The organism is Streptomyces sp. NPDC088124 (assembly GCF_040685895.1).
GTDB lineage: Bacteria > Actinomycetota > Actinomycetes > Streptomycetales > Streptomycetaceae > Streptomyces.
Window position 1 is genome coordinate 267,937 of the sequence record NZ_JBFBJB010000002.1, and the last position, 21,111, is coordinate 289,047.

The 21,111-nt window shown below is 71.9% G+C and carries 19 protein-coding genes and 1 pseudogene; 12 read left to right on the plus strand and 8 right to left on the minus strand.

Annotated features, from left to right (window positions below):
* Nucleotides 1-65: 65 nt before the first annotated feature.
* A complete protein-coding gene (locus tag AB0P17_RS02545; protein ID WP_365806870.1) occupies nt 66-1,100 on the plus strand; it encodes an ATP-binding cassette domain-containing protein in 1,035 nt (344 codons plus the stop codon).
* Nucleotides 1,097-2,038, plus strand: coding sequence for an ABC transporter permease (locus tag AB0P17_RS02550; RefSeq protein ID WP_365806872.1), 942 nt, complete (start codon nt 1,097-1,099; stop codon nt 2,036-2,038). Before AB0P17_RS02545 ends, AB0P17_RS02550 begins: the two co-directional genes overlap by 4 nt.
* A gap of 64 nt (nt 2,039-2,102) precedes the next feature.
* Here the strand turns inward: AB0P17_RS02550 and AB0P17_RS02555 are convergent, their stop codons facing one another.
* The gene (locus tag AB0P17_RS02555; RefSeq protein ID WP_365806874.1) at nt 2,103-5,558 is read right to left on the minus strand and encodes a BTAD domain-containing putative transcriptional regulator; all 3,456 of its coding nucleotides are present in this window, start codon (nt 5,556-5,558) and stop codon (nt 2,103-2,105) included.
* A gap of 305 nt (nt 5,559-5,863) precedes the next feature.
* Between AB0P17_RS02555 and AB0P17_RS02560 the strand changes: the two genes are divergently transcribed.
* Nucleotides 5,864-6,661 carry a site-2 protease family protein gene (locus tag AB0P17_RS02560; RefSeq protein WP_365806876.1) on the plus strand — a complete coding sequence of 266 codons (798 nt, stop codon included), beginning with the start codon at nt 5,864-5,866 and terminating at the stop codon, nt 6,659-6,661.
* A 47-nt stretch (nt 6,662-6,708) separates the two neighbouring features.
* Here AB0P17_RS02560 and AB0P17_RS02565 read toward each other — a convergent pair whose 3' ends face one another.
* A complete protein-coding gene (locus AB0P17_RS02565) occupies nt 6,709-6,888 on the minus strand; it encodes a hypothetical protein (RefSeq protein ID WP_365806877.1) in 180 nt (59 codons plus the stop codon).
* Between the two features lie 289 nt (nt 6,889-7,177).
* Between AB0P17_RS02565 and AB0P17_RS02570 the strand changes: the two genes are divergently transcribed.
* On the plus strand, nt 7,178-8,578 hold the full coding sequence (locus AB0P17_RS02570) for a hydrolase (protein ID WP_365806879.1): 1,401 nt from the start codon (nt 7,178-7,180) through the stop codon (nt 8,576-8,578).
* A 92-nt stretch (nt 8,579-8,670) separates the two neighbouring features.
* Here AB0P17_RS02570 and npdG read toward each other — a convergent pair whose 3' ends face one another.
* Complete coding sequence (npdG, locus tag AB0P17_RS02575; protein WP_365806881.1) at nt 8,671-9,444, minus strand: NADPH-dependent F420 reductase; 774 nt, start codon at nt 9,442-9,444, stop codon at nt 8,671-8,673.
* A gap of 105 nt (nt 9,445-9,549) precedes the next feature.
* Here npdG and AB0P17_RS02580 point away from each other — a divergent pair, with 105 nt between their 5' ends.
* Together AB0P17_RS02580 and AB0P17_RS02585 are read left to right on the plus strand one after the other, a co-directional pair.
* Nucleotides 9,550-10,161, plus strand: a complete 612-nt coding sequence (locus tag AB0P17_RS02580) for a hypothetical protein (protein WP_365806883.1) — start codon at nt 9,550-9,552, stop codon at nt 10,159-10,161.
* Between the two features lie 97 nt (nt 10,162-10,258).
* A complete protein-coding gene (locus AB0P17_RS02585; protein WP_365806885.1) occupies nt 10,259-11,659 on the plus strand; it encodes an MFS transporter in 1,401 nt (466 codons plus the stop codon).
* A gap of 76 nt (nt 11,660-11,735) precedes the next feature.
* On the opposite strand, the gene AB0P17_RS02590 is transcribed toward AB0P17_RS02585, so the two are convergent.
* Complete coding sequence (locus AB0P17_RS02590) at nt 11,736-11,993, minus strand: hypothetical protein (RefSeq protein ID WP_365806887.1); 258 nt, start codon at nt 11,991-11,993, stop codon at nt 11,736-11,738.
* Between the two features lie 84 nt (nt 11,994-12,077).
* Here AB0P17_RS02590 and map point away from each other — a divergent pair, with 84 nt between their 5' ends.
* Nucleotides 12,078-12,935 (plus strand): type I methionyl aminopeptidase, encoded by an 858-nt coding sequence (map, locus tag AB0P17_RS02595; protein ID WP_365806889.1) that lies wholly within the window; start codon nt 12,078-12,080, stop codon nt 12,933-12,935.
* A gap of 198 nt (nt 12,936-13,133) precedes the next feature.
* Nucleotides 13,134-13,805 (plus strand): biliverdin-producing heme oxygenase, encoded by a 672-nt coding sequence (locus tag AB0P17_RS02600; RefSeq protein ID WP_365806890.1) that lies wholly within the window; start codon nt 13,134-13,136, stop codon nt 13,803-13,805.
* Nucleotides 13,806-13,857: 52 nt separating this feature from the next.
* Here the strand turns inward: AB0P17_RS02600 and AB0P17_RS02605 are convergent, their stop codons facing one another.
* Nucleotides 13,858-14,559, minus strand: coding sequence for a PhzF family phenazine biosynthesis protein (locus AB0P17_RS02605; protein WP_365806892.1), 702 nt, complete (start codon nt 14,557-14,559; stop codon nt 13,858-13,860).
* A gap of 311 nt (nt 14,560-14,870) precedes the next feature.
* On the opposite strand from AB0P17_RS02605, the gene AB0P17_RS02610 reads away from it, so the two are divergent.
* A complete protein-coding gene (locus tag AB0P17_RS02610; protein ID WP_365806894.1) occupies nt 14,871-15,530 on the plus strand; it encodes an SDR family NAD(P)-dependent oxidoreductase in 660 nt (219 codons plus the stop codon).
* A gap of 104 nt (nt 15,531-15,634) precedes the next feature.
* Nucleotides 15,635-16,218: pseudogene (locus tag AB0P17_RS02615) on the plus strand (short chain dehydrogenase).
* A 112-nt stretch (nt 16,219-16,330) separates the two neighbouring features.
* Here the strand turns inward: AB0P17_RS02615 and AB0P17_RS02620 are convergent.
* On the minus strand, nt 16,331-16,777 hold the full coding sequence (locus AB0P17_RS02620; protein WP_365806896.1) for a hypothetical protein: 447 nt from the start codon (nt 16,775-16,777) through the stop codon (nt 16,331-16,333).
* Nucleotides 16,774-18,210 carry an amidase gene (locus tag AB0P17_RS02625; RefSeq protein WP_365806897.1) on the minus strand — a complete coding sequence of 479 codons (1,437 nt, stop codon included), beginning with the start codon at nt 18,208-18,210 and terminating at the stop codon, nt 16,774-16,776. Before AB0P17_RS02625 ends, AB0P17_RS02620 begins: the two co-directional genes overlap by 4 nt.
* Nucleotides 18,211-18,301: 91 nt before the next feature.
* Here AB0P17_RS02625 and AB0P17_RS02630 point away from each other — a divergent pair, with 91 nt between their 5' ends.
* Complete coding sequence (locus AB0P17_RS02630) at nt 18,302-18,937, plus strand: TetR family transcriptional regulator C-terminal domain-containing protein (protein ID WP_365806899.1); 636 nt, start codon at nt 18,302-18,304, stop codon at nt 18,935-18,937.
* Nucleotides 18,938-19,150: 213 nt separating this feature from the next.
* Nucleotides 19,151-19,525, plus strand: a complete 375-nt coding sequence (locus tag AB0P17_RS02635; RefSeq protein ID WP_365806900.1) for a DUF4158 domain-containing protein — start codon at nt 19,151-19,153, stop codon at nt 19,523-19,525.
* Nucleotides 19,526-19,749: 224 nt separating this feature from the next.
* Here the strand turns inward: AB0P17_RS02635 and AB0P17_RS02640 are convergent, their stop codons facing one another.
* Nucleotides 19,750-20,484: a hypothetical protein gene (locus tag AB0P17_RS02640; RefSeq protein ID WP_365806902.1), complete on the minus strand. Its 735-nt coding sequence runs from the start codon at nt 20,482-20,484 to the stop codon at nt 19,750-19,752.
* Between the last annotated feature and the right edge of the window lie 627 nt (nt 20,485-21,111).

Genomic DNA, 21,111 nt, shown 5'->3' on the forward strand with positions numbered 1-21,111 from the left:
AGTTATCCACAGGCCGTCGGCGGCTTGTCGGCGGATTGTCGGTGGCGGCTGTTCTGATGGGTGCCATGACGACATACGACAAGAACCCCGGCGGCGGCCGATCGGGCCACGCCGTCGAGGTACGGGGGCTGGTCAAGCAGTACGGCGGACCGCAGGGCACCCGGGCCCTCGACGGCGTCGACCTCGATGTGCGCGAGGGCACCGTCCTCGGTGTGCTCGGGCCCAACGGCGCGGGCAAGACGACCCTGGTCCGCATCCTCTCCACCCTGGTCCAGCCGGACGCCGGCACGGCCGTGGTCGCGGGGTACGACGTGCTGCGCCAGCCCCGCCAGCTGCGCCGCAAGATCGGCCTCACCGGCCAGTACGCCTCGGTCGACGAGAAGCTCTCCGGCTGGGAGAACCTGTACATGATCGGGCGGCTGCTCGATCTCTCCCGCGGGGACGCCCGGCGCCGCGCCGACGAACTGCTGGAGCGCTTCTCGCTCACGGAGGCGGCGAAGAAGGCCGCGATGCAGTACTCCGGCGGCATGCGGCGCCGGCTCGACCTCGCGGCGTCGATGATCGGCCGCCCCTCGGTGCTCTACCTCGACGAGCCGACGACGGGCCTCGACCCCCGTACCCGCAACGAGGTCTGGGACGAGGTGCGGCGGATGGTCGACGAGGGGGCCACCGTCCTGCTCACCACCCAGTACATGGAGGAGGCCGAGCAGCTCGCCGACGAGCTGACGGTCATCGACCGCGGCCGGGTCATCGCCAACGGCGGCGTCGACGAGCTGAAGGCGAAGGTCGGCGGCCGGACGCTCCAGATCAGGCCGGCGGATCCGGCGCAGCTCCCCGCGATGGCGCGGGCGGTCGCCGAGAGCGGCCTCGACGGTCCCGCCGGCGCGCAGGCCGTGGCCGACGAGGGGCTGCTGTACGTACCGATCCTGAGCGACGGTCAGCTGACCGCGGTCATCGGCCTGCTGGCCGATCGCGGCTTCGGCATCGCGCACATAGGGACCCATCTGCCCAGCCTCGACGAGGTGTTCCTGGCCATCACCGGCCAGAAGACCACCGCCGCGACCCCGTCCGACACCACGCCCGAGGAGGTCGCGGCATGAGCTCGACCAACACCGCCACCACACCGTCCACGCCCGGCGCCGGCGCCGGCCCCCAGGCCGGCGCGGGCACCGCGGCCGCGGGGAGTTCCGCTCCGCCCGCTGTGGGCGCCGGCGGGCCCGTTTCGCGGGCGATTCCGGCTTCCGGCGCCGACGAGGGCCGGATCGGGCTGCGCGCCAATCTGCGCCACATCGGCGCGCTGGTACGGCGCAACGCCCTGCAGATCAAGCAGGACCCGGAGTCGATGTTCGACGTCCTGCTGACGCCGATCATCTTCACGCTGCTGTTCGTGTACGTCTTCGGCGGATCCGTGGGCGCGAGCCTCGGCGGCAGCCGCGAGGACTACGTGAACTACGTGGTGCCGGGGCTGATGGCGATGATGGGCATGAACATCTCCATGGCCGTCGGCACCGGGGTGAACGAGGACTTCCGCAAGGGGGTCATGGACCGGTTCCGTACGATGCCGATCGCCCGCTCCTCGGTGCTGATCGCGAAGATAGTCGTGGAGATCGGCCGGATGCTGGTCGCCATAGCGATCCTGCTCGGCATGGGCTTCCTGCTCGGCATGGAGATCAAGACGTCGGTGCTCGACCTGGGCGCCGCGATCGGTCTCTCCCTGGCGTTCGGCGCCTCGCTGATGTGGATCTTCATCCTGCTCGGACTCGCCATGAAGACGGCGCAGGCCGTCCAGGGGGTGGCCATGCTCGTGCTGATGCCGATGCAGTTCGGTTCGTCGATCTTCGCCCCGCCGTCGACCATGCCCGGCTGGCTCCAGGCGTTCACCGACTACAACCCGCTCTCCAACCTCGCCGACGCGGCGCGCAATCTGATCAACGGCGGCCCGGTCGCGCACTCCGTGTGGATGACGCTGGGGTGGGCGGCGGCGATCACCGTGGTGACGGCCCCGCTGGCGGTGGCCAAGTTCCGCAAGAAGTCGTGACGCCGGGCGCACCGGGGGGAGGCACCGCGAACGGAACGGACCGGACCTGCGTCAATGGCGCGGATCAGACGAGGGCGACGGCTTCCTCCAGGGTGAGGCCGGCGCCCTCGGCCCGCGCGGCGTCGAACGCGGGACCGTCGAGGACGGCGCGTGTCGCCGCCTCGGCGGCGGCGGACAGCTCCCGCTCCAGGGCATTCGGGTGATGACGGGCGGGGAGCAGCGCCTCGTACGCCCCGAGCAGCCGGGCGGCGTCCCGGCCCCGGCCTCCTCCGGCGGCGGAGAGCCCGCCCAGCGCCCAGGCGGCCGTCAGCAGATGGACCGCGGGCATCTCCGGCGCGACCATCATCGACAGCGGGGACAGCGCCGACTCCAGGGCGGCCCGGCTGCCCTCCAGCGACTCGGCGTACCGGCCGTCCGCGCAGTCCAGCCAGGCGAAGACGCTCCGCACCATGCCCTGGAACAGGGCCAGGGTCTCGGAGCGGAACGTGTCCAGCAGCAGGCTCATATGCTCCCTGGCCTCGTCGCGGCGTCCGGTGCGGCCCAGCCACAGGGCGAGGAAGAGGCGGGCGGCGGGCATCGCCTCGTGCACGGAGTCCGGCTCGTCGGCCACCACCTCGCGGAGGATGCGCTCGCCCTCGTCGCCCCGGCCCGTCTCAAGCATCGTCCCGGCGAGGCGGGCGCGCAGCAGGGCGACCTGGCCGCGCGCGCCCAGCCACTCGGCGTGGCCGATGGCCGCCGCGTAGTCCTCCGCGGCCAGGGCGTGTTCGCCGTGTTTCTCCAGGGCCTCGCCGCGGGCGGAGAGCGCCTCGGCGGTGCCCCAGCGGTCGCCGAGCCGCTGGTAGATCGCCAGGCTCCGGTCGGCGTCCCCGCGTGCGTCGCCCGCCCAGGCCGCCCGGTTGGCGAGCACGTTGGCCCGCATCTGGAGCGCGCTGGCCAGCTCCCACTCGTACCCGAACTCCTCGCAGGCGCGCACCGTCGCGTCCAGCATGAGACGCAGGTCGTCGGCGTCCCCGGTGACCAGGACCGAGAAGAACCACAGGGTGGCGGGGAAGCGGCAGGTCTGCGGCAGCCCCGGCCGGTAGACGGTGGCCACCACGCGGAGCCGGGCCTGCTGTTCCGGGGCCATCCAGGTGCCCACGTTGTGGTCGATGGTGGCCATCTCGACCAGCCACACCTGACGCCGCGCCTCCTGGAGCAGATCGGGGCTCATGGGCGGCGGCGCGTCCGTACAGCGCGACAGGATCGGCGGGGCGGGCTCCCCGGGCGGGACGAACGGATCGGGGCCGAGCGCCGAGGCGGCCCTGGCCCACTGGAAGGCGTCGGGGCGCAGGTCGAGCATCTGCCAGTACCAGCTGAGGGAGAGCACCAGACAGAGCGCCTCCTGCTCGTCACCGGCGGCCACGGCGCGGCGCAGCGCGGTGCGCAGGTTCTCGTACTCCTGCTGGAGGCGGCGTATCGCGGCCTGCTGGCCGGGGCCGCGCAGCGCGACGTCGGTGGTGCGGGCCAGCTCCCGGTAGTGGACGAGATGCCGTCGCTCGGTGGCGGCGCGCTCTCCTTCCCCGCCTTCGCCGGATCGCCCGGACTGGTCGAGGCGTTCGGCGGTGTACTCCGCGACGGTCTCCAGCAGCCGGTAGCGCATGGTGCCGTCGCTCGCGGGGGTGGCGACGACGAGGGACTTGTCGATGAGGGAGCCCAGCAGACCGGCGACGTCCCGGGCACCCACGACGGACCCCGCCGTGCCGGTGACGGCGTCGGTGCCGGTATTGGTGTTGGTGACGGCGTCGGTGCCGGCGTCGGTGTCGTCGGCGCAGACGAACTCCGCGGCGGTGAGGTCGCAGCCGCCCGTGAAGACGGAGAGCCGCCTGAGCACGGCGCGTTCCGGCGCGTCCAGCAGCTCCCAGGACCAGTCCACGACGGCGCGCAGGGTCTGCTGGCGCGGCAGTACGGTCCGGCTCCCGCTCGTCAGCAGCCGGAAGCGGTCGTCGAGCCGGTCGGCGATCTGACGCGGCGTCAGCACCCGCAGCCGCGCCGCCGCCAGCTCGATCGCCAGCGGCAGCCCGTCCAGCCGGCGGCAGATCTCCGCCACCGCCCCCGGGTCGTCCGCCGGGTCGAACCCGGCCCGTACCGCGCGCCCGCGCTCCGCGAACAGCCGGTGCGCCGGGTCCGGCGGCAGCGGCTCCACCGGGCGCACCACCTCGCCCGGCACCCCCAGCGCCTCCCGGCTGGTCGCCAGGACGGTCAGCCCGGGGCAGTGCGCGAGAAGCTCGTCGGCGAGGACGGCCGCGGCGCCGATCACGTGCTCGCAGTTGTCGAGCAGGAGCAGCATCCGGCGGCGGGCGCAGTGCTCAGCGAGCCGCACGAGCGGTTCGCCGGCGTGCCGGTCGACGGCGCGCAGTTCCTCGGCCCCGGCCCCGCGCAGTACGGTCTCGCGCGCGCCGAGGGCGCTGAGTACGGCCTCGGGAACCGTCGCCGGATCGTTGACGGGGGCCAGCTCGGCCAGCCAGACGCCGTCGGGCCAGTCCTCGGCCATCAGCTCGGCGGCCTCCTGCGAGAGCCGGGTCTTCCCGGCGCCGCCCGGCCCGAGCAGGGTGACGAGCCGGGCGCCGCCCAGGTCACCGCGTATCGCCTCGATGTCCGTCTCGCGCCCGACGAAGCTGGTCAGCCGGGCGCGGAGGTTCCCGGGGCGCCCGGCCCCGTTCACCCGGGCACCGGTCGGCCGGTCACCGCCCGGCCGGGCGCCGTTCACCGGCGCCCCGGACGCCGGAGCGCCCCCGCCGTGGCTCCCCCGGGTGCTCCCGCCGCGCAGCAGCTCCTCGTGGAGGGCGCGCAGCTCCGGGCCCGGGTCCGTACCCAGCCGCTCCGCGAGGGCGTGGCGCACCTCGCCGTAGGCGGCGAGCGCGGCCGCCGGGCGCCCCGCGTCCCGCAGGGCCCGGATCCGCAGCGCCTGAAGGGGTTCGTCGAGCGGGAACTCACCGCAGAGCGCGGCCAGTTCGGGCAGGGCCTCCGCCGCGCGGCCCAGCGCGAGCGCGGCGGCCGACCGGGCCCTGCGCGCCTCGGTGCGGCGGGTCTCCCAGCGGGCCGCCTCCGTCACGCGGTCGGGGAGGTCGGCCAGCGCCGGTCCCCGCCAGAGCGCGAGCGCGTCGTCCAGCAGCCGTGCCGCCCCGGCGGCGTCGCCCGCCTCCAGCGCCCGCGCGCCCTCGCGGGCGAGCGCGCCGAAGCGGTGGAGGTCCACGTCGTCCTCGTCGGCGTGGAGCCGGTAGCCGCCGTTCTCCGAGGCCACGGCCGAGGCGCCGAGGGCCCGGCGCAACCGCCCGACCAGGGCCTGGAGCGCGCCGACCGCGTCGGCGGGCGGCTCGCCGTCCCAGACCTCCGCGACGAGCGCACCGACCGGGACGGTACGGCCGGGCCGCAGCGCCAGCACCGTCAGCAGCGCGCGCAGCCGGGCGCCACCGAGGGCGGCGGGGGTGCCGTCGGCACGCAGGGCGAGGGTGGGACCGAGAACGCGGTAGCGCGGACGCATGGGCCCATTGTCCGGGACGGCGCTCAGCGGAACCGCCCCGCATCCACCGACCGGCCCGGGGGCAGGCGCACCAGCCCCGGGGGCAGGCGCACCGGGGGCGGGAGCCGCCGCTCCGCCTCGTACCGGATCGTCCTCCGCACCATGAGTCCAGCCTCCCCGGAACCGTCCCGGGAGGCGAGACGTTTTCCGCGTGTCGGACGTTCGGGAAAGGGCAGCGGTACGGTCGGGGAGGTCTCCGGCCGGGCGCCACACGCTCCCGTCCCGCCGCCCGACCCGCCGATCCCGTCCCGTGGGGAGCCCCGTCCATGTCCACCGTCACCTCCCGCAACAGCGACCGGCGGATCTCCCCCGTCTTCCTGGGCATCGTCGCCGTCACGGCGGTCTCCGGCTGGGCCGTGTGGACGGACTTCGCCGCGGACATCAGGATCGGCGTCTTCCTCTTCGTCACGGGCGCCTGGATCACCTCGCTCTGTCTGCACGAGTACGCGCATGCCCGCACCGCGCTGCACAGCGGCGACATCTCGATCGGCGCCAAGGGCTATCTGACGCTCAACCCGCTCAAGTACACGCACGCGCTGCTGAGCATCGTGCTGCCCGTGATCTTCGTGATCATGGGCGGGATCGGGCTGCCGGGCGGGGCGGTCTTCATCGAGCGGAACCGTATCCGGGGCCGCTGGAAGCACAGCCTGATCTCGGCGGCCGGCCCGCTGACGAACGTACTGTTCGCGATCGTCTGCACGGCGCCGTTCTGGCTGGACGCCCTCTCCGGCGTCCCCACGTCCTTCCGTTACGCGCTCGGCTTCCTCGCCCTTCTCCAGGTCACGGCGGCGCTGCTGAACTTCCTGCCGGTGCCGGGCCTGGACGGGTACGGGGTGATCGAGCCGTGGCTCTCCCACAAGATCCGCCGCCAGGTGGAGCCGTTCGCGCCGTTCGGGCTGCTCGCCGTCTTCATCGTGCTCTTCATCCCCGAGGTGAACGGCGCGTTCTTCGACGGCATCCACGCGCTGATGCGCGCGCTGGGCGTCTCGGAGCTGGAGACGTACTGCGGGCGGAACCTCTTCACCTTCTGGACGAGCCGGCAGGAGTACATCTGCGGGGCGTGACGCTCCAGGAGGCGGCGCGTGCCGTAGTACGCGGCGGGTGTGCCGCCCTACGGCTGGGCCGCCCGCTCCGCCTTCGCCTTGCGGACGTAGTACCACGCCATGTTGGACGAGAGCCCCGCGAGCAGCACCCACACGACACCGAGCCAGCTGCCCCGGGTGAAGGAGACCACGGCCGCGGCCACGGTCAGGACGCAGACGGCGAGGGCGTAGAGAGCGAGGCGGGGCATGCGGGTCGGCTCCTGTTCGGGGGTTTGTCCCGGGGTGGGTGTCGTACGACGGTCCCAGTCTCCCCCAGACCCGCCGGCCCGCGCACGGACGCCCCTCCTCGATACCTCCTGGCCATCTCCTGAACATCCGCCCGCACCCCCGCGGGCACCCCCTCCCCTACCCGCGGGTAGGGACGTGTCGAAACGAGAGAGGCAAGGAAACGGAAGGCAGACCTCCCGGTCGCGGGGGGCATGAATGTCCGCCCTGGGGCTTCCTGACGGGAACGGGCTCCCCCGCTAGCGTCAGCGCGTGAGCCTCTGGACTTCTCTTGAGCCCGCGTCCACCACGGTGGCCCCTGGCGACACGACCACGGTGCGGCTGAATGTGCGGAACACCGGCGATGTGGTCGACGAATTTCGCTTCGTTCCCGTCGGTGATGTTGCCCCGTACGTCACCGTCGAACCCTCCTCGATCCGGCTGTTTCCCGGGACCACGGGAACCCTTCAGCTCACCTTCGCGCCGCCGCGCACCCCGGACGCGACCGCCGGTCCGCATCCGTACGGGGTGCAGATCGTCCCGACGGAGCAGAGCGACTCCACGACGGTCACCGAGGGCAACATCACCTTCACGCCCTTCACCGAGGTACGGACGGAAATGGTCCCCCCGACGGTCAGGGGGCGGTTCCGCGGCCGGCCCAAGCTGGCCATCGACAACCTCGGCAACACCAGTCTCACCGCCTCCCTCTCGGGCAGCGACAACGGCGACTCGCTCTCGTACGAGCTCTTCCCCGCCAGCGTGCAGATCGAGCCGGGCCGCGCCGCGTTCGTGGACGCGAAGCTCAAGCCCCGGCAGATCATCTGGCTCGGCCAGAAGCAGGAACGACCGTTCACCCTGGCGTTGCAGCGCTCGGGAACGACTCCGCTCGACACGGACGGCACATACGTGCAGCGGGGCTTCCTGCCGCTCTGGGTCGCCACCCTGCTGAGCATCCTCCTCGCGCTGGCGATCACCCTCGCGGTGCTCTGGTTCGCGTACCAGCCCGCGCTGCGCAGCCTCGCGAAGGAGATACCCCAGTCGGCCGCCGCCAGTTCGATACCCACGGCGGAGTCCCCGGCGCCGCCGAGCCTGCCCTCGGCCGAACCGCCCGCCCCGGCGCCCAGCGTGTCCGTGAGCAAGCCGCCGCCCGAGCCCGAGGAGGACGGCGACGGGGGCGCGGGCGGCGGCGAGAAGGAAGAGGCGCCGCCCGAGCCTCAGGAGAACACGGCGGCGGTCGCCGTGACCGCGCTGAACGAGCGCGCCCCGGGCCGGCACATCTGCTACCGGGCCTACGTACGCGGCACGGGCTGGCAGGATCCGGTGTGCGACGGCCTCACGTCCGGCACGGAGGGCCAGAGCCGGCCCATCGAGAGCATCAACATCGCGGTGTCCGGCACGAACGGTATGGCCGCCAACGGATACATCGAGAACACCGACTGGGAGCCCGCCTGGAAGAGCGCCGACAACCTGAAGGACCTGTACATCGGCGCCCCGGACAAGGGGGTGTTCATGCGCGGGCTGGCGATCAGCATCGTCGAGGGCAGCGTCTGCGTCACCGCGCGGGTCGACACCCAGGAGTGGCAGGAGAAGGCGTGCACCGATCCCGGCGGGTACAAGTTCGGCGGCACCTTGATCAAGGACCTGTCACTTGAGGCCTTCAAACTGATCGTCTGACGTACGGACGTCTGGCATCAGCTGTCGCGGGCGGCCCCGGCCACGGGCCGCCCGCTGCCGCCGGACGGGCGGCCCCGCTCGTACGAAAGACCCTAGACGTCCGTGATCCGCAGCCCCGCGTGCGCCTTGTACCGGCGGTTCACCGAGATCAGGTTGGCCACCAGCGACTCCACCTGGTGGGCGCCCCGCAGCCGCCCCGCGAAGACCCCGCGCATGCCCGGGATACGGCCCGCCAGCGCCTGCACGAGATCGGTGTCCGCGCGCGCCTCGCCCAGCACCATCACGTCCGTCTCGATCCGCTCCACCTCCGGGTCCTGGAGGAGCACCGCGGAGAGGTGGTGGAAGGCGGCGGTCACCCGCGCGTCCGGCAGCAGGGCGGCGGCCTGTTCGGCGGCGCTGCCCTCCTCGGGCTTCAGGGCGTACGCGCCCTTCTTGTCGAAGCCGAGCGGGTTGACGCAGTCGACGACCAGCTTCCCCGCCAGTTCGCCGCGCAGCGACTCCAGCGTCTTGGCGTGCCCGTCCCACGGCACGGCGACGATGACGATGTCGCTGCGGCGGGCGCACTCGGCGTTGTCGGCGCCCTCGACGCCGTTGCCCAGCTCGGCCGCCGCCGCCTCGGCCCGCTCGGCGGCCCGGGACCCGATGATCACTTTCTGTCCGGCCTTCGCCAGCCGGTAGGCGAGCCCCTTGCCCTGCGGTCCGGTGCCGCCCAGCACACCGACGACCAGCCCGGAGACATCGGGGAGGTCCCACGGGTCCTTGGCGGCGGGCTTGGCGGCCGGCGCGCCGGACCCGGTGGGCTCGGCGGGCTCGGCGGGCTCGGCGGACCGGTTCGGGGAGGTGCTGCCACTGTCCGTTGAAGTCATGGTCGAACTCTACGGCGCGGTAACCGGACGCCGGTCGGCCCCGATCGAGTGAGAGCCGCCGGGACCGGCCACGCCCGGCGCCGTACTGCGGCAGGATGCGGGCCCATGGATGCCGTACGCGTCGCACTGCTGCGTGAAGTCCTCAGCGGTACGGAGTGGCCGTCCGCGACCCGGCGGTTCGCGGGGACGCTGCGCTCCTCCGTCGTACCGCAGGGCGGCGGGCTGCTGCTGGTCGGGACCGAGGCGTACGAGCCGTGGCACCTCGCCGCGCATCTCGTCGACGAGGCGGCCTGGTCGGGCCAGCCGGGGCTGAACCCCACCCTCGTACGCCACCGGGTGCGGCCCGGCGATCCGGCGCATCTCGCCGTCGGGCTGGGCCGTCTGGAGGTGGCGGGCCGGGGCGAGACGCTGCTCGTCGTGGCGCCCGAACGGCCGGACGGCGGGCTGCTGGAGCGGGTGCACGACGCGCGACGCGCCGGGGCGACGGTGCTGTCGCTGGACGGCGGCGACACGGACGTCCGGGGGCTGGCGCACGACGCGCTGACGGTGGCCGCGGCGGACGCGGCGCAGGGCGTGGACCTCGACTCCGTGCAGCATCTCGTGGCCGCGGCCACCGGTGAGAACAGCCTGCCCGCGCCGCGCGGCCGACGCCGCTTCCGGGACCGGTTGTCGCGCCTGGCCGACCAGTTGACGGCCCCGCCGCCCGCCCGCTGGTGACCGCGCCACCATGAGCCCGCTCCCATAACGCCCGCCATGAGCCCGCTCCCATAACCGGGTTGCCGTGGCACCTCCATGCCACGCACCATGGCCTCTCGTGACCTCAGCCCCTCTCCGTTCGATCCGCTCGATCCTGCCGGACCTCACGCCGCTGCGCTCCTCACGGGAGTTCCGGCTGCTCTGGGTGCAGGGTCTGGTGACGACCTTCGGCAGCTTCATGGCGATGATCGCGCTGCCGCTCCAGATCAAGGATCTCACCGGATCCCCGCTCGCCGTGGGCGCGATGGGCGCCGTGGAGCTGGTGCCGCTGATCGTCTTCGGGCTGTACGGCGGGGCGCTCGCCGACGCCGTCGACCGGCGCCGCGTCATCCTGTTCACCGAGGCCGGGCTCGGCGTGCTCGCCGCCCTCCTGCTGCTGAACGCCCTGCTGCCGGACCCGATGCTGTGGCCGCTGTACGTCGTGGCCGCCGGGGTCTCCGCGCTCGCCGGACTCCAGCGGCCCGCGCTGGACTCCCTGATGGCCCGGATCGTCCCGCACGACCAGCTCACCGCCGCCGCGGCGCTCAACGCGGCGCGCTGGCAGCTCGGCACGATCGCGGGCCCGTCGCTGGCGGGCGTGGTCGTCGCGTACGCCGGACACGCCACGGCGTACGGGATCACGATCCTGGGCTTCACCGCCTCCGTACTCCTGTGCGTGCGCCTGTCGCCCGCGCCCGCCGCGCACGACGCGGAGCGCCCGTCGCTGCGCGGCATCGCGGAGGGCGCGCGCTACGCGTGGAGCCGGCCGGTGCTGCTGGGGACGTACGCGATCGACCTGGCCGCGATGTTCTTCGCCTTCCCGAACACGATCTTCCCGTTCCTCGCCGACGAACTGGACGCGCCCTGGTCGCTCGGGCTGATGTACGCGGCGGGCGCGGTCGGCTCGGTGATACTCAGCCTGACCAGCGGCTGGACCTCACGGGTCCGGCGCCACGGCCTCTTCGTGGTGTGCGGCGCGGCGGGGTGGGGGCTGGCGATGACGGCCGCCGGGTGGTTCTCGAATATCTGGCTGGTGCTGGCGTGCCTGGCCCTCGCGGGCATGGGCGACACGCTGAGCGGTCTCGGCCGCTCGACCATCTGGAACCAGACGATCCCGGAGGAGCTGCGCGGCAGGCTCGCGGGCATCGAGGTGCTCTCGTACAGCATCGGCCCGCAACTGGGCCAGGTGCGCGCGGGCGCGATGGCGGGCTGGACGGGCACCCGGCCGGCGATCTGGGGCGGCGGGCTGGCGTGCGTGGCGGCGGTGGGGCTGCTGACGGCGGTGCTGCCGAAGCTGGTGACGTACGACGCGGACACGGACGAGGACGCGCTGCGCCGCCGCGCCCAGAAGGAGGCGACGACGGCGCGGGGCACGGGCGCCGCGGCTCCCGGGACGGCTCCGGACGCGGGTGTCGACGCGGCTCCGGGGACCGCTCCGGACGCGCCTGCCGGGACCGCCACGGAGACGGCGGCGCCCTGAGCACGGAACCTTGAGCGCGGCGGCCGGAGCCGGTGGCGGCGGCCTGGGCGCGCGGCGGCAGCCTGGGCGGGCGGAACTACCGTTCCGCGCGGGGGCCCTCCCCCTCAGCTCCGTCCGGGCCGCCTTTCGACGCGTCGTGCCAGCGCGGGTCCGTCTCCCACTCCAGGTTCCGTTCCCGCGCCGTCGCCATCGCGTGCTCCGCCTCCTGGCGGTTCGGGTACGGCCCGAAGCGGTCCTTGGCGGGGCACTCCGGCCCCTCCTCCACCTTCTGGTGCACCAGGCAGTAGTACCACTCGCCGGGCTTACCGACCGTGCGCCTCTTGAACAGGGCCATCATCGGCTCCTTCCTCCGTCCACCGACCTCTGACGTCATGCTGCCCCACCCGGGCCGGTTGAGCCCTGCCATAGACTCGCCGGTATGTCTGGCCAGTCGCTGCTCGTACCAGGGGAGATCTCTCCCGCCCGTTCCGTCCCCGGAAAGATCCGGCGCCCCGAGTACGTCGGGAAGCCCGCTCCGACCCCGTACACCGGGCCGGAGGTGCAGACCGCCGAGACGATCGAGCTGATGCGGATCGCCGGGCGGATCGCCGCGCAGGCAATGGAGGAGGCGGCGAAGTACATCGCGCCGGGGGTGACCACGGACGAGCTGGACCGGGTCGCGCACGAGTTCATGTGCGACCACGGGGCCTACCCCTCGACGCTCGGTTACCGGGGCTTCCCCAAGTCGCTCTGCACCTCGGTCAACGAGGTCATCTGCCACGGGATCCCGGACTCGACCGTCCTCCAGGACGGCGACATCGTCAACCTGGACGTCACCGCGTACATCAACGGGGTACATGGCGACAACAACGCCACCTATCTCTGCGGCAACGCGGACGAGGAGTCGAAGCTCCTGGTGGACCGGACGCGCGAGGCGCTGGCCCGCGCGATCAAGGCGGTACGGCCGGGGCGCAGGATCAATGTGATCGGGCGGGTCATCGAGTCGTACGCCAAGCGGTTCGGCTACGGCGTGGTCCGGGACTTCACCGGGCACGGGATCAACTCGTCCTTCCACTCCGGGCTGATCATCCCGCACTACGACAGCCCGCACGCCACCACGCTGATCGAGCGGGGCATGACGTTCACGATCGAGCCGATGCTCACTCTCGGTACGTACGAGCACGACATGTGGGCCGACGGCTGGACCGTGGTGACGAAGGACCGGAAGCGGACCGCGCAGTTCGAGCACACGCTGGTGGTCACGGAGACGGGCGCGGAGATCCTCACGCTGCCCTGACGCGCGGGCACGTACGGTAACGGAATCCCGAGGTTGCCCTCCGGCGATCCCGGGGTAGCGTTTTTACCGACAGGGCGTCGGGAACCCATTGACTTAGGTAAGCCTAAGTAAGAGTATCGGTGAGGGCGGTGCCTGCCGCCACCCCCGTTTCTCCCCTCGTCCCGTATGCCCCGTCCCCTCGGTCTCCGGAGGCCCGCCTTGGACGCAACCGCCACCACCGCCGCGACCCCGTTCTCCACGCTGATCCGGGTCGCCTCGCACGAGCAGCACACGGAGGCGGAGACCTCGACCTTCATGAGCGACCTGCTCGGCGGACGGCTCGGGGTGGACGCCTTCACCCGCTATACGGAGCAGCTGTGGTTCGTGTACCGGGCGCTGGAGGGCGCCTCGGAGCGGCTGAGAGAGGATCCAATAGCCGGGCCCTTCATACGGAACGAGCTGGCGCGCACCCCGGAGCTGGAGCGCGATCTGGCACATCTGCGGGGCGCCGACTGGCGTACGGGACTTGAGCCGCTGCCCGCGACGGCCGCGTACGCGGCGCGGGTGGAGGAGTGCGCGCGCGAGTGGCCCGGCGGTTTCGTGGCGCATCACTACACGCGCTACCTGGGCGACCTCTCCGGCGGCCAGATCATCCGCGACAAGGCGGAGAAGACCTGGGGCTTCGCCCGCAAGGGCGACGGCGTGCGGTTCTACGTCTTCGAGGGGATCGCCAACCCGGCCGCGTTCAAGCGGGGGTACCGGGAGCTGCTGGACGCGGTCGCGGCGGACGATCTGGAGAAGCAGCGGATCATCGACGAGTGCAAGCGCGCGTTCGACTTCAACGGGGCGGTGTTCCGGGAGCTGGGCGCGGAGTTCCCGCTGAGCGCGTAGCCGTAGCCGTAGCCGTAGCCGTAGCTGCGGCTGCGGCCGTACGGGAACGGGCTCAGCGGATGTGCTCGGAGAGCAGCCGGACGCGCCCGCCGAGTTCGATGGTCCCGTCGGGGCCGGGGGCGGTGATGAGCTGCGAGCCCCGGCCCTGCGTGATGTTCAGCGCCCGGCCGAGCCGCGCCGTGAGCAGCAGCGCGGCGGCGCCGGTCGCCTCGTCCTCGACGATGCCGTCGCCCCGGCGCGGAAAGGCGCGCGCCCTGACCCGCCCGGCGGCCTCGTCCTCCCAGGCCCAGGCGTACAGCCACCCCTCGCCGGGCGGCGGCGCGGGCAGCGCGTCGACCTCGGCGGCGGAGGCGTACTGCTCCAGGGTGCGCGGCGGCGCCCACTCGGGGCGCGCGGTGATCCAGGTGAACTCGCCGTCCTGGCGCACCCACACTTCCCCTGCGGGCGGGTTGACGGCCTCCAGGTCGAGCAGCCAGGCCGCGCCGACGAGGGGGTGCCCGGCGAAGGGGAGCCGCAGCCCGGGGGTGTAGATGTCGACCACGCCCCGGTCGGGATCGTCGACGAACACGGTCTCGCTGTAGCCGAGTTCGGCGGCGAGGGCCTGCCGGCCCGCCCGGTCGGGGTGGTGGCGGCCCTCGCGGACGACCCCGAGCAGGTTGCCGTGCCGGCCGTCGGCCCCGCAGAAGACGCTGAGCACGTCGATCTCGGCCACGGTCGCGGTCGCAGCCGCATTGTTGGTCGAAGTAGCAGTCACCCAGGCATTCAAACATCACCCGCCGCCTACGCACGCCATGACGGCGATGACGAGAATCCCGAGGGCGGCGCTCCCGGTGACGGCGAGCGCTTCCAGCCACCTCGCCGTTCCCCGCCCTCCGTCTCCGTTCCCGTACGCGACTCCAGGAACGACCATGCGTGGGGGAACGGGCGGAGTCCCAGGGGGGCAGCGGTGCGAAGGGAACCTCTCGGCCGACGTCGAGCCCACCGTCACCGGGCTCGCCCGGATTCAGGTGGCGGGTGACGCGGTAAGCATCCCCGGCGCCCCTCCCCTCGGAGAAAGGACCCCCCGTGCCCCTCGGAACCGCAGTGATCGTAGGCGTCGGACCTGGCCTCGGCCTCGCGATCGCACGCACCTTCGCCCAGGCCGGACACCCGGTCGCCATGCTCGCCCGTGACAAGGCGAGGCTGGACACCTACGCCGCGGAACTGGCCGCCACCGGCCAGGACATCCGCGGCTACGTCACGGACGCCACGGACCCCGACAGCCTGCGCGCGGCGATCCACTCCGCGATCACCGAGCTGGGTGCTCCCGACGTGCTCGTGTACAACGTCGGTGTACTCCGGAAGGACTCCCCCATCGGCGGTGACGACCGGGACTGGGCCGACGTCACGGCCATCAATGTCCTGGGTGCCAGGGTCGCGGCCAACGCCGTCCTGCCCGAGCTGCGCGATGGCCGCGGAAGCCTCCTGTTCACCGGCGGCGGTTACGCGCTGTCACCCTCCAAGGAATTCGCTTCCCTGTCCGTCGGCAAGGCCGCGCTGCGCGCGTACGTGCAAGTACTTCACGACCAGCTGACGGGAACGGGCGTGCACGCGACCAGCGTCACGATCACACGGGACATCGGCGGCGGCGATGAGCGCTTCGACCCGGCGGTGCTCGCCCAGGCATACCTCGAACTGCACCACCAGCCCGAGGCCGAATGGGAGCACGAGCTGATGCGGTACTGAACGCCTCTCCATGACGCCGCCGCGTGGTGTACGGGCCCCAGGGCCTCCCGTTCGGATCCCTCTGCCCCTTGGTCGCCGGTGCCGTCGCTGACATGATCGGTGGTGTGAAGGTACTGGTGATCGGAGCGACGGGAACGATCGGCAGCGCCGTCGCCCGCGCGCTGGAGGCTTCGCATCAGGTCGTCAGGGCTTCGCGCAGGGGCCCGGTGACGGTGGATCTGGAGGATCCGGATTCCCTGGACGCGCTCTTCGACGCGGTGCCGGGCCTCGACGCGGTGGTGTGCTGCGCGGCCGGCGGGCCGTTGGTGGATCTGGCGTCGGCGACGGACGGCGAATTCGCCGACGCGGCACGTGGCAAGCTGTGGGGACAGGTCGCGCTGGCGCGGCGGGCCCTGCGCCATCTCCCGGAGGACGGCTCCGTCACGCTGACCGGCGGCACCTTCGCCGCTCCGCTGCCCGGCGGGTCGTCAGGCGCCCTCATCAACAGCGGCCGGAAAGGTTCGTACGCAACGCGGCCGGGGAACTGCCGCGCGGCCCCCGCATCAATCTCATCAGCCCTGGGTGGATCAAGGAGACCCTGGAGGCCATGGGTGAGGACGGGACCGGCGGCGCCCCCGTCTCCGAGGTGGCCCGGGCGTATGTGGAGGCGGTCGAAGGCCCCGCGCGCGGCCGGACCGTACGTCCGTAACCGCCGGACGCGGGGGCCGACGGCCTGAGCGGCGTTGTCCGGCGCGGGAGTTCGTACGGCCACCGCGCCGCGCGGCCCGTCCCGGGTGCTTCTCCCCCGGTGCCGCCCGGCGTCAGCCGCGGAGGGTGGCGACCGCCTCGTCGAAGAGGCGCTCGGGGTCTTTCTTCCCGCCCGAGCGGTACCACTCGTCGACGGCCGCGTCGAGGCACGCCAGCGCCGCCGCGACGAACGCGCGCGCCCGGGGGTCGGGGGTCGGGGAGGCGGGAAGGCCGAGGCGCCGCTGGGCCTCGGGGGCGAGCAGTTCCTGCCAGTGGAGGTGTTTCTCCAGGTGCCGGGCGCGCAAGGAGGGCGCCTCGTGGTGGAGCCGGGCCATGGTGAACTGCTCCGCCGGGCTGCCTCCGACCCGTCCCAGCACCAGGAACGCCCCCCGGATGGCCTCCCAGGCCGACTCCTCGGCCGGACGGGCCTCCATCGCGGCGCGTACGGACTCGCCCAGCGCCTCGATGTCGCCGAAGTGGTCGGCCGCCCACGGCGACAGCTCCGCCACTGCGGCCCTCATGGCAGCGGGACTTCCGGGCGAGGGTCGATCGGCGCGAGCACGCCGAGGCGGTCCTCGATCTCCTGGGCGGCGGCCAGACACAGGTCTTCCCGGAACGCGCGCCCGATGATCTGCACGCCGGACGGCAGTCCGTCGCTGACTCCGGTCGGTACGGCGACCGCGGGCACGCCTACAAAGCTGGTCACCGTGCACAGGCGCATGCCCCCGGTGACCCGTTCCCGTCCCGCTTCGTCGCGTGACTCCAGGCCCGGCTCGACGGGCGGCTCGGTGAACACCGGTCCGAGCAACAGCGGGAACTCGTCGAGGAACTCCGCCCAGGAGCGGCGGATGCCGAGCCAGGTCCCCATCAGCTTCGTGAGTTCTGCGGCGTTCGCAGGCGGAGTCTTCTCCATGGCCATCTGGATGTAGCGGTCTCCGCCGTCGCCGAGCAGTTCCCGCACCACCGGCCAGGTCGGCGCGAATTCGGTCACGCTGATCCGGCCGTATGCCTCCAGGGCCTCGTCCAACCGCGGAACATCCGCCGTCTCCCGCACGTCGTACCCGGCGTCGCGCAACGCGTCGGCCGCGGCCGTGACAGCCGCGCGGACCGTGGGATGAACGCCGTGGCCGCCGGGGTCGGCGACGACCGCGACCTTGACCGGCCCCGGCAGCGGTTCGCCGTAGAGGGGCACGGGTACGGCCCGCGGGTCCCTCGGGTCGGTCCCGGCCAGCGCCTCGTATGCCAGCCGCAGGTCGGCGACCGTACGCGCCAGGGGCCCGTCGGTGACCAGCATCTGTGAGGCTGGTCCCGGGTCGTCCGGGCCGAGGACGCGGTGGTCGGCGGGGAACCGCCCGGTGGCCGGCTTCAGCCCCGTCACGCCGCAGAAGGAGGCCGGGATCCGTACGGATCCGCCGGAGTCGTTGCCGAGTCCGAGCGCGGCCATGCCGGTGGCGACGGCCACTCCGTCACCGCCACTGCTGCCGCCCGGGGTCCGGCTCCGGTTCCACGGGTTGACGGTGTCGCCGAACAACTCGCTGCGGGTGTGCATCCCGGCCAGGACCAGGGTGGGCATGTTGCTGTGGCCGATCGGTATGGCTCCCGCCGCGCGGAGCCGGGCCACAGGGGGTGCGTCGGCCGGAGCCATCAGGTCGCGGAAGCGTGCCGTTCCGAGTGTGGTCGGCACTCCTTCGACAGCGGTGGTCTCCTTCACCGTGAACGGCACGCCGGCCAACGGCCCGAGTTCTTCGCCCGCTGCCCGCCGCTGGTCCGTGTGTGCCGCGGCCTCGCGGGCTCGCTCGGCCAGCAGCTGCGTGACCGCGTTGACCTGTGGGTTGATCTCGGCGATGCGTTCCAGGTGGCTGTCGACCAGTTCGACCGCCGATATATCTCCGCCTCGGACCGCCTCCGCCTGAGCGGCGGCGGTCATTGCCCACAGGGCGTTCTGCCTGATCATCGCGCTTCCTCTCCACATGCCGAAGTGCTTGTGTGCGAAACCATAACCCGGAAGCGATACGATCGTATCGGAATAAGGAGGCTGACCGAGCATGCCCAAACAGGTGGACTACGAAAGCCGACGCCGCCGGATCGCCGAGGCCGTCTGCCTCCTCGCCGACGAATACGGACCGGAGGGAGTGAGCATGCGCGACGTCGCCGCTCGCGCGCAGGTCTCACTGGGCGCCGTTCAGCGCTGCTTCCGCAGCAAGGGGGAGATGCTCCTCTTCGCCGTCGACCACGTCGGCGAACGCATCACCGAACGCGTGAGGACCCGCCTGGCCTCAAGCTCGGCCCAGTCGGCCGCCACCGCCCTGGGCCACGCGACCAACGAGATCGCCCTGCTTCGCGAAGAACACCGCGCCGAGGCACGGATCTGGCTCGCGTTCGTCGCTCAGGCCGCTGTCAGCGAGCCACTCGCCGGCCCGCTGAGAACCAGCTACGCGGCCCTCCAGAACCTCCTCGTCCGCCTCATCACGGAGGCCACCGAGAGCGGCTCGGCCGACGAAGGCGCTGCGCCGCACGACCCGCAGCACGAGGCTCGCACTCTGCTCGCCCTCGCCGACGGCCTCACCGCCCATGTACTCATCGGCCACTTGACCGCGGAGGAAGCCGAGGAAGTCCTGCACGCGCATCTGGTCGGCCTCTGGGAACGCCTCGGCACCACCCGCCCCCGAAAGGCCGTCTGACACTCAAGGGCGCTCATCGCCTCGCGCGTGCCGTGTCTGCTGCATCGAATCACCGGGGCCGGGGAGCGGCCACGGGCATCAGGTCGAGCCGGAACGTCCCCCTACGGGTTGACGTTCGACCAGAACAGCGCGGTCAGGCCGCGCCGGTCTTCATCTGTACCAGCGACATGGACGCCGTCTTACGGCGGAGCCGGGAGCCGTACCAGGTAGGTGGTGGACCACTTCACCCTGTCCGGCGACCAGGCGGGCTGGCTGCGGAACAAGACCGGCGCCACGAGGCTGGGCTTCGCCGTTCAGCTCAAGTTCTTGACCTGGCGCGGCCGGTTTCCCCGGATGCGCCTGGAGCTGCCGCCCGACGCGGTCGAGCACGTTGCCCAGCAGGTCGGCGTCCCCGCGTCCGAGCCGGCCTTCTACGACTTCACCTTCCGCGCGGCCAAGCGACACCGCAGCGAACTGCGGGACCTGACCGGCTGGCACGAGTGCACCAAGACCGACCTGGTCAAGCTCATCTCGCACTTGGTCGACGTGATCTGGCACGACGAACGCCGTGAGGAGCAGGTACGGGCAGAGCTGCTGAGGCAGATGTGAAGCTCCGTACAGCCGCAGCCGGCTCCGCAAGCACCCCGAGTACGGGTACATCACTCCACTCGAAACGAGAACCTTGCTCAGGCAAGACCTCACCCCCGCAACGTAAACACCCGCTGTCCAGGGCCCGGGGGGGGAATTTCATGGGGCCTTTGTCGTTTGCGGCGCATGGGTATGCCCCCGCACCATAATGCTCAGTGCGGGGGCAGCGCTATTGGGTAGTCAGATCACATCCGTACTTCGTCAGCGCGGTCGTTCCAAGTGCCAACACCCGTCAAACCGTCGAGTTTCACTTCGTGGAGGCTCATGTAGCAATAGCCGAGGGGCGTAATGAGCTGATGGTCGGGCCAGTTGGTGCGGTAATCGAATATGCTCATACCACCGGTCTCGTCGTTGTTGCAAGTCGAGGTGGCCTCATCTCGGAAGCCCCATGTCGCCAGAGTCTTAGTGCCGTTGGCGGACCACTGGAGCTTGCGGCCACCCAAGTCTTGGTGCTCGCCGAGGCACGTCCAGCCGAAGGCGCAGGAGGCGGCGAGGGGGACCACTCCGTCACCACTGGCCGTTGAAGCCATAGACGCCGGTGCCGCCGGCTGAATCTTGGCGGAGCGCCCCTTGGGGGCCTTCGGCAGGGCTCGGGGATCCTTCTTGGCGTAGGCAGCCATGTCGGCCTGGGCCTCCGCGTCGGTAGCGAAGCACTTCACGGTGAGATCGGGATATTCGGAACAGACCTTTGCGTCACCCCACCCGTCAGCCATGTCGAACTTCTTGCCTTTGTACGTCGCCATGATGGGGCCCTTGCGCGCCGTGGCGGCGCGAGCGCGGTCGGCCGCGTCCGCAGAACCTGTGTTTTCTGCGGCGCGGGGAGCCGGAGAGCTGCCGGTGCCGGCGGTGGCCGTTGCGGTGGCACCAAGACCGAGAGTCGCGCCGAGAGCGAGGGCGGTGAGGATTCTGGCCAGTTTCAAGTGAGATGACCTTTCGTCAGGTTCCGGATTCGACTGCTGCAGTCGCTAAAGGAGCGATTTTTTCCGCTTTACATGTCGCGGTGTTCTGGCATTGCGAATTCGATGTGTTGACGGAACCGATATTGCCGTGACGTCGGGCGGAACGTCGTTGGCGGAGAGTCCACGCTCCTTGACGATGCGTCTGCATCACAGTCCGAGCGGCCGCACTGACGTTGATGACCTTGCGTCTGCGGGCGAACCACCACAGAACCTCTCGGCGCACGTCATCGTTGACCGATCGCGGAACACGGATGCACCGGCCGGTGCGCCATCGGACCGGAGGACGTATGCCCGCAGCCGACGGCCCTCTCAGCCGTCTTCTCAAGCACCTGGCCGCCCCTGCCCCACGGTGCTGCCCGCCGACGAGGACCGGGCGGCTGGTCGCCGCGCTCTCCGGGCAACCGATCCCGAAGCCCGACGAGAACAGGGACAACGCGGCTGCCCGGGAAAACCACTCATGTGCCACCAGGCGGCGGTCCCGGTAGGACACGGTCTAAGACCGACCGGCGAATGGGGGGTGGGAGAAGGAGCGGGGCTGGGGTGCGTGCATCGCAAGGCGGAGGATCGAGGCATGGCGGAGCCATGGTG